Genomic DNA, 11,030 nt, shown 5'->3' on the forward strand with positions numbered 1-11,030 from the left:
TAATGTACTTTTTATCTGCATGCTCTCTGCACGTGAGCGGCCTGCCATAACTACACAGCTAGAAAGGGTTCCCATGGAAGATTTTTCCGCTTATACGCTCATGCTGGACGTGGGTTGGATTTCCTTACTCATGGTCATCGGCAATATTTTGCGCCACAACGTGAAGTTTATCTTCCAGGACTTATTGCTGCCCGCCCCCATTACCGCTGGCCTGCTCGGCCTGCTCGTTGGGCCTAACGTGCTGGGGTGGATCAACTTCTCCGATAACCTTGGTGACTACACCTCCATCCTCATTGCCGTGGTCTTTGCGTCTATGGCCTACTCCATGGAAGTCGGCGGCAACATGGGCAAGGGTTCGCGCAATATGTGGGGCTATTCCACCATGATGTTCACCGGCCAGTGGGGCCTTTTTATCGTGCTGGGCTTGCTCTTTTTCGCCCCGGTCTTTGATACCCCCAACTGGTTCGGCATGATGCTGCCGGTGGGCTTTACCGGCGGCTTCGGCACAGCCGCCGCTGTGGGTGGGGCGCTGGAGGGCGTCGGTGCTGAGGCGGCAGCGTCTTTGGGCTTTACCTCCGCGACCGTTGGCACGCTGGCTGCAATTATTGGTGGCGTTATGGCTGGTAACTGGGGCATCCGCAAGGGCAAGGTGTCCTATGTGCCTAAGGAGCTGCCGGAAGAAATTCGTCGCGGCTATATCAAGAACCTGGATGAGCGGCCTTCGCTTGGCCGCGCCACCACCAACCCTTCTTCCATTGAGCCGCTCGCGCTGCACTTTGGTTTTATCGTCCTGACTGTCGTGACGGCTTACGGCGTCAATAAGGGCATTTCTGGCATGTGGGACAATGTGTCGATCCCGCTCTTTGCGATGTCCATGGTTATCGGCCTCATCTTCCGCGCCATTATGAATTTTGTTGGTGCCGAAGACTATCTGGATAAGGATTCTGTATCCTCCATCTCCGGTGCTGCTACCGACTATCTCATTGCCTTTGGCGTGGCTGCCATTGTGCCTGCCGCTATCGCTTCCTACTGGCAGGCGTTGCTTGTCCTATTCGTTCTGGGCACCATCTTCTGTACCTTCTTCCTGATGTGGTTCCCTGCCGAGTTCTTTGGCGAGCGCTGGATCGAGCGTGGCATCTTCGGCTGGGGCTGGGCGACGGCCACCGTGGCTACCGGCATTGCCGTGCTCAAGATCGTTGACCCGAAGCTGAAATCCGGCACGCTATCTGAATACGGCATGGCGTATATCGGCTTCGGTCCGTTTGAGATTTCGTGGACTATCATCGCGCCAATGGCTGTGATGTACGGATTTACCGGTGCGTTCGGTGCTGTCTCGTTGGCCATTTCCATCGGCGTGTACCTGGCGTTTAAATTTATGGGCTTGCTTCCGCCGCGCGGCACGATTTTCAAGGAGGGCATTGGCCACGTGGGCCAGAAACAAAAAACCTAGCCTTCACCACTCCACTCTGCACAAGCCGGGCTCCCACAACAAAGATTGGGGAGCCCGGCTTTGTCGTGCACCTCAGTCCGCTCCGGCCGAATGTCAATGGGGGATTGTGCGGCATTGCGGCAAAGTGGTGCTAAGGCTCTACCTCCGGGAAGTTGAGCCGGGTATACTCAAAAAAACTTGGGTTGAGTGGAATAGGCTCAACTTTGAGGGCGTTATACCAAGTGAATCCTTAAAATGGATGAATAAATCTTAGAAGGAGAAACGTACACATGAGTTCTTTTAACCCCACCACTAAAACACAAGAGGCATTGCAGGAAGCTCTGCAAACCGCTTCCGCGAATGGCAACCCGGACATTAGGCCAGCGCACCTGCTGGCGGCCATTCTTGGGCAGGAAGGCGGCATTGCCGCGCCGGTACTCAAGGCTACCGGCGTAGATCCGGATACCGTGCTGAAAGAAGCGCGCGAGCTGGTTAATTCCTATCCCAGCGCCGAGGGCGCTAATATGTCCAACCCGCAATTCAACCGGGATGGTCTCAATGTACTGACCAAGTCGCAGGAACTAGCGGGCGAGCTTGGGGATGAGTTCGTATCCACCGAAGTCCTCCTCGCTGCCATCGCCGGTTCAAAGACCGACGCTGCCGAATTGCTTACCGGACGCGGTGCCACCTACGACGCCATCAAGGGCGCTTTCCCGTCTGTGCGCGGAGCGGCCAAAGTGACCTCGGAGAACCCGGAGGACCAGTTCCAAGCCCTTGAAAAGTATGCCACCGACCTCACTGCACGGGCGCGGGAAGGCAAGATTGACCCGGTTATCGGACGTGATCAGGAAATCCGCCGCGTTGTCCAGGTGCTGTCACGCAGAACGAAGAATAACCCGGTGCTCATTGGTGAGCCGGGCGTGGGCAAGACAGCTATCGTCGAGGGCCTAGCCCGCCGCATCGTGGCTGGTGATGTCCCTGAGTCCCTCAAGGGTAAGACGCTTATTAGCCTGGACCTTGGCTCCATGGTCGCTGGTGCGAAGTTTCGGGGCGAATTTGAAGAGCGCCTCAAGGCAGTCCTGGATGAAATCAAGCAGTCTGAGGGAGAAATCATCACCTTCATCGACGAGCTGCACACCATCGTCGGCGCCGGTGCTACCGGCGAAGGTTCCATGGACGCCGGCAACATGATTAAGCCCATGCTGGCTCGCGGCGAGCTGCGTCTCGTCGGTGCCACCACGCTGGATGAGTACCGCAAGTACATCGAAAAAGATGCCGCTCTTGAGCGCCGTTTCCAGCAGGTCTATGCGGCAGAGCCATCCGTGGAAGACACCATCGGTATTTTGCGTGGGCTCAAGGAGCGCTACGAGGTGCACCACGGCGTGCGCATCATGGACTCCGCTTTGGTAGCGGCAGCGGAGCTATCGAATCGCTACATTACCAACCGCTTTCTGCCGGATAAGGCCATCGACCTCGTCGATGAGGCTGGATCCCGCCTGCGCATGGAAATCGACTCCTCGCCGCAGGAAATCGATGAGCTCGAGCGCATCGTTCGCCGCATGGAGATTGAAGAGCTCGCGCTGAAGAAGGAATCCGATGCCGCCTCCAAAGATCGCCTGACCGTCTTGCAGGGCGAGCTTGCGGATCAGCGCGAAAAGCTGGGTGAGCTCAAGGCGCGCTGGGCCAATGAGAAGAAGTCCATCGATGACGTGCAGGATATTAAGGAGGAGCTGGATGATCTCCGCCGCCAAGCAGAAATTGCCGAGCGTGATGGTGATCTCGCCCTAGCCTCTGAGATCAACTACGGCAAGATCCCGCCGCTGGAAAAGGAACTGGTTGCAGCCGAAGAAAAGGCCGCCGCCCAGCGCAATACCATGCTGGATGAGGAGGTCAGTCCGGATACCATCGCTGAGGTTGTCTCCGCGTGGACTGGCATTCCCGCCGGCAAGATGCTGCAGGGCGAGACCGAGAAGCTGCTGCACATGGAATCGGTATTGGGCAAGCGGGTCGTTGGCCAACATGAGGCCGTGACCGCCGTCTCCGATGCCGTGCGTCGCTCCCGCGCGGGCGTGGCTGACCCCAACCGCCCGACCGGCTCCTTCCTCTTCCTGGGCCCCACCGGCGTGGGTAAGACGGAGTTGGCCAAGGCACTGGCGGACTTCCTCTTTGATGATGAATCCGCCATGGTGCGCATCGATATGTCCGAGTACGGCGAGAAGCACTCCGTCTCCCGGCTCGTCGGTGCCCCTCCGGGATATGTGGGTCACGAAGCCGGTGGCCAGCTCACCGAGGCTGTGCGGCGTCGGCCTTATACGCTCGTGCTTTTTGATGAAGTGGAAAAGGCCCACCCGGATGTCTTCGACGTGCTCCTCCAGGTCTTGGACGAGGGGCGGCTGACTGATGGCCAGGGTCGCACCGTCGATTTCCGCAATACCGTCATCATCTTGACCTCCAACCTGGGGGCCGGCGGCACGAAGGAAGAGACCATGGAGGCGGTGAAGAGGGCCTTTAAGCCCGAGTTCATCAACCGTCTTGATGATGTGGTGATGTTCGAGTCGTTATCGGAGGAGCTGCTGCGTGGCATCGTGGACATCCAGCTGCGCGGGCTTTCCGAGCGTCTAGAGGCTCGCCGTTTAACTCTGCAGGTATCCGATTCTGCCAAGTCTTGGTTGGCCGATCGTGGCTACGACCCTGCTTATGGCGCCCGCCCGCTGCGCCGGACCATCCAGCAGGCCATCGGTGACAAGCTGGCGAAAAAGCTTTTGGCCGGTGATATTGTCGATGGTGATACCGTCCACGTCGACGTCGCCGATGGCGGTGCGGAGCTGGATATCTCTGCTCGCTAATTTACCGGGCGAAAAATAATGCTCATGCCTTTAGACTGGAAGGCATGAGCATTTTAGTTTCCCCGCAGGAACTCAAAGAATCCATCTACCACGGCGATCGTTTCACCCTCCTGGGCACCCACTGGCAGCCCAAAACGGGTCAGAGCTTCATCGATTTTGCTTCCCAGCACATTCCCACCGCGCTTTTTGGTGATGCCGGCGCGGCCTTTGTTGGCCTTCCCGGTTCGCGTAATGGGCGCAACCCGCTACCTGATGAAGACAAGCTGCAGGCCTGGATCCGTTCTTGGGGTATAGAGGAAAACCGCCCAGTGGTGATCTATGACGAGGGCCGCGGGCTTTTTGCTGGCCGCGCGTGGTGGACGCTGCGGTGGGCAGGCCTGACGGACGTGCGTATCCTCGATGGCGGTCTGGAAAATTGGCTTGGGCACGGTTTTCAAACCCTCACGGGCCCAGGCACTATCGCGGTTGGCTCGAAGTTTGAGGTCACTGTCGGCCAGATGCCTACCGCCACGATCGATGACGTCCGCGCGCATGATGGTGTGCTCATCGATACGCGTTCAAGCAACCGCTTTGCCGGCCGCCGCGAGAACCTAGATTTGAAGGCGGGCCACATCCCCGGTGCGGTCAACATTCCTGAGCTCCTCTTCCACAACGATGGGGTGCGCACCTTGAAGTCCCCCGATGAAATCCGTGCCGTGTTGACCGCTGCCGGATTGACCCGGGAAAACACCCAGGATGCAATTATCTATTCCGGTTCGGGTAATCACTCTGCGCTGGCAATCGCCGCGATGGAAAATGCCGGATTCACCGGCCTGCGCCACTATGTTGGTGGTTGGTCGCAGTGGTCAGCAGACCCGGCCAACCCGGTGGAACGCGGGGACAGGACCACGATTAGCGAATAATCGCTCATAATCGCTCCGACTCTGACTGGTACCGGCACCGTGGGGTGCCGGTACCTATTATTATCGGGACATTATGGCTTCTTTACTCCTGATTTTTGCGCTTGTACTCGGCATCGCCGGTGGCTTTTTGCTGTATTATGACCGCACGCAGCGCGCCTCCGCTGCCCGGCGAGACACCGCATCCCAGCAGGACACCACCTCCCAGTACGGTCCGGATACCCAGCGGCAAGACTCCGGCGTGGGCGAATCCGATAGTTCGCTGCCAGAACAATCTCCGGGCGGGACGACCCCACGAATCCGGGAAGATGGGGGCAACCGGGAAGAGCGGGCCGCGCCTTCGCACGCAGGTACCGAAGCGGGTGCAGGTCTTGAAGGTCAAGCCGGTGCTGACGGTGGAGACCGTGCTGAAGGCCACTCTGGTTTTGCGGTGAAGTACTCGCCGTCTCCCGATATTGAATCCGATTCTTCCTCCGCTAACTCTTCAGACGAACATCATCGCACTGCAAGCGATTCAGAGCGGAGCGGCGGCGATGGAGCCAACGCTGATAGAGCCCATACCGAGGCTGTAGCCGACCACACTCGCGCTAGCGAGTCCCAGGCTCCTTCGGGCACGGACGTTGAGAAAAACACCGCCGCCACGACCGGGGAAGCTGGCCAGGATTGTGCTCCGCACTTAGATACAGACACGAAATCTAAGCCGGTAGGCAGACCGCGGCCGCTAATTCCGGGTGCGCTTCGTCGGGAGCGCAAGCACTGGGCCGAAACCCGGGGCTTTGAGTATATGAAGTCGGATCACTATCTGGTCGATGAATGGACACGGGGCGTCGCCTCCTCCGGCGCCGCACCGAAAAATATCGTTGCCGGCAATGCATACGGCCATGAAATGCTGCTGATGGATATCGACGGTGTCAATGTGATGGCAATGCGTACGGGGGCTGCATCAGATGTGGTCATGGATTTTCAGCGCTGTGACAGCCAGAAATCCGCGATGTCCGAGGACCTGTTATTGGCCATGCGCATCGAGGGATTCGATGTTTATTCCTCCGATCGCGGCGTGACGGAACGGATGGTCGATGATCGCGTGCGTATCGCGCTGCAGCGCATGCCAGAGGTGGTCTCGGCGCTGTGGTTAGAGACCGAGTGGGTGTTGGCACAAACCACCAAGCATTCGCGCACTGCGGATTGGGAGGCCATGCTCCCGCCCCTGGCGTTGCTAGCTGATTCCTCCCGGGTCCTTCCACCCCGTTCTTCCTCTCTACGCGGCCTTGACCTGGAGGACCTGGATCCAGCCAGGGACATTCCCGCCGCGCCGATGATCGAAGCGCTGGGGGGAACAGGGCCGGTGGGGGAGCCGGAATTTTCCCGGCCGGTTATTCAGCGGCCGGAAGAACCACTGGACATGCCGTCGCGCACGTACTCGCAGACCCGCGGCATGGTTGAGCACACGGCGATTGGGGCGGACGAGGTCGGTGCTATTGCTGATGGCAATGAGCGCCCCACCCCCGATTCAGGCACCGCCCGCCTGCCGCGACGGCAATTAGGTGAGGCTTCTATCTTTGGCAATGCTTCTGATAAATCTCACGGTAGCTTATCTGACGGCGGCCTCGATGCTGCCTCCCCGGACGATACTGGCCAGATCGCTGCACGGGGTAAAGACCGCCGGGATGACTCGGGGTCACAGGAGGGGGAGTAGCCTAGAATGGTGCGTTGGCCCATATAGCCAGGGCTTTCCTCATAGGCCGAAGACTCTACAGAAGTACCCGATAGAAGGAGCAATGCGATGACTGAAGTGCACCTGCAAGAAGACAAGAAGAAGCGTCTTGCGGAATTGGTCAAAGAGCTTGCCGTTGTGCACGGTAAAGTGACTTTGTCCTCGGGCGCAGAGGCCGATTACTACGTGGATTTGCGCCGTGCGACTTTGCAGCACGAAGCTTCCCGCCTCATTGGCTCTTTGCTTCGCGAGCTTACCGCCGATTGGGATTATGCGGCCGTGGGAGGACTCACCCTTGGTGCCGATCCGGTAGCGACCTCTATCATGCATGCTAATGGCCGTGATATTGACGCCTTCGTCGTACGCAAAGAATCCAAAAGGCACGGCATGCAGCGTCGCATAGAGGGAGCAGATGTAAGCGGTAAGAAGGTGCTGGTGGTTGAAGACACCACCACGACGGGCAACTCGCCGCTCACGGCTGTCGCCGCGCTGCGGGAAGCCGGAGCAGAGGTAGTTGGCGTGGCTACTGTCGTTGACCGCGCGACCGGCGCCGAGGATGTTATCTCCGCCGAGGGCCTGGAGTACCGTTTCCTGCTTGGCTTGGATGATCTCGGACTCGCGTAACGAGATGGACCAGGCACACCAGGCGGAGCCAGCCGCGCAGCACGAAGAGCCCGCGGTGGCGAAGGGGCCGACCGAATGGAATGAGGGCCGCCACGGGGTGGGGCCCTGGAAAGGGCCCTGGCCGCAGGGACCAGAGGCGGAAAAATACGATCCGGAGCTCCTGCGGGAGGGTGACCGGCGCAATGTCGTCGACGCGTATCGGTATTGGCGGAGGGAGGCGATTAAGGGGGACATCGATAAGCGTCGGCATAGCCTGCATATTGCCATCGAGAACTTTGAAAATGACGCCAATATCGGCACCGTCGTGCGCACCGCCAACGCCTTCGCCGTCGATACCGTCCACATTGTTGGGCGGCGCCGGTGGAATCGTCGCGGCGCCATGGTGACAGATAGGTATCAGCATCTGCGGCATCATGAGAGCGTCAATAAACTCATTGCCTGGGCGGCCGAGGAAAACCTGACCGTCGTAGCTATTGATAACACCCCCGGGTGCGTGCCCCTCGAAACCGCCGAACTACCGGAACGCAGTCTGCTGCTCTTCGGGCAAGAAGGCCCCGGCGTAAGCGCCGCCGCGCAAGACGCTGCCTTAATGACCTGCTCCATAGCGCAATTTGGCTCCACGCGCTCCATCAACGCCGGCGTGGCCGCGGGTATAGCCATGCATACGTGGATCCGGCAGCACGCCGATCTGAACAATTCCTGGTAAGAGAGCGCTACACTACACTTAATAAACCTTGCTACAGGAGTGATAAAGAAAAGTGGAAGAAAAATGGGCCCACCGCGCCGAACTCGCGGAAACCGCCATTGATGAGCGCCATGGGCATTCCGTATGGGGCCTACCGCGAACTAACCTCGCCATAGTCAGCTGGCCGCCCACCACGAAAGAAAAACTCCTCGTGCACTGGCACTACTGGTGGCAGGCGCACTACCTTGATTGTCTCGTTGATGCGGTACAGCGGAAGAATACCAAAGCCGGCCGTCAGCGCATCCTTGACACCACGCGTGGGATCCGCATTCGAAACCTGACACAGCTGACCAATAATAAGTACTTCGACGACAAAGCCTGGCTTGCGCTCGCCCTGGGACGTGTGGCCGAGGTGAAGAAGATGAAACCGCCTAAGGCATTGGCATCTTTGCAGCGCAATATTTACGAAGGCCTCGATGACTCACTGGGCATATTGCCGTGGCGCGATGGCGAGAACTTCATGAACGTGCCAGCCAACGGGCCGGGGGCTATCATGCTTGCGCGGATGGGAAATATCACCACAGCCCGCCGCATCGTTGACTGGGTCTACGACAATTTGGTCAATGAAGATGGCTTCATCATGGATGGCGTGCGCATGCGCATGGATGGCCCTGAGATAGTCAAGCAAGTTCACCCGTATTGCCAAGGCGTGATGTTGGGGGCATGTCTGGAGATTGTGTTGGCGATGCGGGAAGAGTCCAGCATAGGCAAGCTGGAGCAGATCGATAGCGTTTATGAGGCCGAACTGGCATCTGAGATGATGAGCTACATCATCAAAATCCGGGGCCTGGTGCAAGCTATTGCCTCCGGGATGGCGACTCCCTCCGGCGTCGTGGACTGGGAAACCGGTGATGGTGATGGCGGCCTGTTCAAGGGGATCCTGATGCGCTACCTTGCTGATGTTGCCGTGCGGTTGCCTGGGGACTCGCCCGCGAACCGGGCCACCAAAAAGTTGGCGACCCGTATGGTGACAGCCTCCGCTGAATCCGTGTGGGAACACCGGCTTGAGGTTGATGGCCTGCCAATCTTTGGTTCTGATTGGACTGCTGATGCCCGCCTACCGCATAACTACGGCTTTGGGCACACGACCGTCGGTGAGAAAATGGGCATCATTCGCGTGGATGAGCGCGACCTATCCGTGCAGCTGTCTGGCTGGATGCTTTTGGAGGCGTGTGCGCGGGTGACCCACTACCTGCATAAACAGCAGGGTCGCGCTTAACCGTGCTGTTGAGCACCTCGTGCGGGGTTTGTCGTACGGGGTGCGGCAGTGTTGAGAGTGCGACTGTAAAGACGGGAAATGTCACACAAAATTTACGACAGGATTCCGGAAATGTGGGCATAATTGGGTGTTGGAACGTGTTTGACCGCAATCCCACTTTAAGGATGGAATTTTATGCCAATTGCAACTCCTGAGGCGTATAACCAGATGCTGGACAGCGCGAAGCAGAACGGCTTCGCCCTACCGGCGATCAACTGCACCTCGTCTGAAACGATCAACGCAGCACTGAAGGGCTTTGCTGAGGCAGAGTCTGACGGCATCATCCAATTCTCCACCGGTGGCGCAGAGTTCGGCTCTGGCCTCGCAGTCAAGAACAAGGTGAAAGGTGCTCTCGCTCTAGCCGCATTCGCGCACGAGGCTGCGAAGCACTACGGCGTCAATATCGCACTGCACACCGACCACTGCCAGAAGGAAGTTCTGGACGATTATGTTCGTCCGCTGCTGGCCATCTCCCAGGAGCGCGTTGACCGCGGCGAGAATCCCCTCTTCCAGTCCCACATGTGGGACGGCTCTGCTATTCCCATCGATGAAAACTTGGTCATTGCCCAGGAGCTTCTGGAAAAGGCCAAGAAGGCGCACATCATTCTCGAGGCAGAGATCGGTGTTGTCGGCGGTGAAGAAGACGGCGTCGAGGCTAAGGCCGGCGCTAACTTGTACACGACTCCGGAAGACTTTGAAAAGACCATCGATGCCCTGGGCACCGGCGAGAACGGCCGCTATCTTTTGGCCGCTACTTTTGGCAACGTCCACGGAGTATACAAGCCGGGTAACGTGAAGCTGCGCCCCGAAGTTCTGCTAGAGGGCCAGAAGGTGGCACAGAAGAAGCTGGGCCTCAGCGAGAGCGAATACGTCTTTGACTTCGTCTTCCACGGCGGTTCCGGCTCCGAGAAAGAAAAGATTGAAGAGGCACTGCGTTACGGCGTCATCAAGATGAACGTGGACACCGATACCCAGTACGCGTTTACTAACCCAGTGGCTCGCCACATGATGGAAAACTACGACGGTGTGTTCAAGATTGACGGCGAGGTAGGCAACAAGAAGGTCTACGACCCACGCTCCTACCTGAAGAAGGCAGAGCAGGGTATGTCCGAGCGCGTCATTGAGGCATGCCAAGACCTCCACTCCGTGGGCAAGACCACGGCCAAGTAGGACGAGCCTAGACTAGAGACTCATACTGGGCTGGAGTCCAACGCGCGAAAGCGCAGTAGACGCCACGAGTCAGCCGCTTCCAATTAGGTTGTGAGCAGTTCCGCTTGAGGCAACCCAGGATTCGTAACTTGCCCCCGTCTAGGGGGCTAAACAACACAGTTTGGTGTTAATGTCGGCGTTTAACCCTCATTGGATACGCCCGGCCGCAAAGGAGGGCCCGACCCCCGAAAAGTGGACACATCGGGGGCTAGCTATGCTGCTGTGGTCCATGTAGCTGAAGTCTCGGCTTCAAAGACATCAGGGGCTACAAGGTTGCACCAGGAGTGCCGCCGGCGCGTGTTATAA

The 11,030-nt window shown here is 58.4% G+C and carries 8 protein-coding genes; all 8 read left to right on the forward strand.

Annotation, left to right across the window (positions count from 1 at the left end; translation table 11 throughout):
* Positions 1-73: 73 nt before the first annotated feature.
* The 8 genes from D9V82_RS09190 to fbaA all read left to right on the forward strand — a co-directional run bounded on the left by D9V82_RS09190 (position 74) and on the right by fbaA (position 10,685).
* The gene (locus D9V82_RS09190) at positions 74-1,450 is read left to right on the forward strand and encodes a sodium/glutamate symporter (RefSeq protein ID WP_121912092.1); all 1,377 of its coding nucleotides are present in this window, start codon (positions 74-76) and stop codon (positions 1,448-1,450) included.
* A gap of 269 nt (positions 1,451-1,719) precedes the next feature.
* Positions 1,720-4,275, forward strand: coding sequence for an ATP-dependent chaperone ClpB (gene clpB / locus D9V82_RS09195; protein ID WP_121912093.1), 2,556 nt, complete (start codon positions 1,720-1,722; stop codon positions 4,273-4,275).
* Between the two features lie 44 nt (positions 4,276-4,319).
* Positions 4,320-5,177 carry a sulfurtransferase gene (locus tag D9V82_RS09200; protein WP_121912094.1) on the forward strand — a complete coding sequence of 286 codons (858 nt, stop codon included), beginning with the start codon at positions 4,320-4,322 and terminating at the stop codon, positions 5,175-5,177.
* Positions 5,178-5,250: 73 nt separating this feature from the next.
* A complete protein-coding gene (locus D9V82_RS09205) occupies positions 5,251-6,870 on the forward strand; it encodes a type III secretion system chaperone family protein (RefSeq protein WP_239088608.1) in 1,620 nt (539 codons plus the stop codon).
* A gap of 87 nt (positions 6,871-6,957) precedes the next feature.
* Positions 6,958-7,512 carry an orotate phosphoribosyltransferase gene (gene pyrE, locus D9V82_RS09210; RefSeq protein ID WP_121912096.1) on the forward strand — a complete coding sequence of 185 codons (555 nt, stop codon included), beginning with the start codon at positions 6,958-6,960 and terminating at the stop codon, positions 7,510-7,512.
* A gap of 4 nt (positions 7,513-7,516) precedes the next feature.
* The gene (locus D9V82_RS09215) at positions 7,517-8,218 is read left to right on the forward strand and encodes a TrmH family RNA methyltransferase (protein ID WP_121912097.1); all 702 of its coding nucleotides are present in this window, start codon (positions 7,517-7,519) and stop codon (positions 8,216-8,218) included.
* Positions 8,219-8,270: 52 nt separating this feature from the next.
* Positions 8,271-9,476 carry a glycoside hydrolase family 76 protein gene (locus D9V82_RS09220; RefSeq protein ID WP_121912098.1) on the forward strand — a complete coding sequence of 402 codons (1,206 nt, stop codon included), beginning with the start codon at positions 8,271-8,273 and terminating at the stop codon, positions 9,474-9,476.
* A 174-nt stretch (positions 9,477-9,650) separates the two neighbouring features.
* Positions 9,651-10,685, forward strand: coding sequence for a class II fructose-bisphosphate aldolase (fbaA, locus tag D9V82_RS09225; RefSeq protein WP_121912099.1), 1,035 nt, complete (start codon positions 9,651-9,653; stop codon positions 10,683-10,685).
* The last annotated feature ends 345 nt before the right edge of the window (positions 10,686-11,030 follow it).

The sequence above is a fragment of the Corynebacterium macginleyi genome, assembly GCF_003688935.1.
Lineage (GTDB): Bacteria > Actinomycetota > Actinomycetes > Mycobacteriales > Mycobacteriaceae > Corynebacterium > Corynebacterium macginleyi.

Excerpts from the sequence above, each read along its gene's own strand:
- D9V82_RS09190 (WP_121912092.1), top strand. The coding sequence starts at position 74 with ATGGAAGATTTTTCCGCTTATACGCTCATGCTGGACGTGGGTTGGATT.
- clpB (WP_121912093.1), top strand. The coding sequence starts at position 1,720 with ATGAGTTCTTTTAACCCCACCACTAAAACACAAGAGGCATTGCAGGAA.
- D9V82_RS09200 (WP_121912094.1), top strand. The coding sequence starts at position 4,320 with ATGAGCATTTTAGTTTCCCCGCAGGAACTCAAAGAATCCATCTACCAC.
- D9V82_RS09205 (WP_239088608.1), top strand. The coding sequence starts at position 5,251 with ATGGCTTCTTTACTCCTGATTTTTGCGCTTGTACTCGGCATCGCCGGT.
- pyrE (WP_121912096.1), top strand. The coding sequence starts at position 6,958 with ATGACTGAAGTGCACCTGCAAGAAGACAAGAAGAAGCGTCTTGCGGAA.
- D9V82_RS09215 (WP_121912097.1), top strand. The coding sequence starts at position 7,517 with ATGGACCAGGCACACCAGGCGGAGCCAGCCGCGCAGCACGAAGAGCCC.
- fbaA (WP_121912099.1), top strand. The coding sequence starts at position 9,651 with ATGCCAATTGCAACTCCTGAGGCGTATAACCAGATGCTGGACAGCGCG.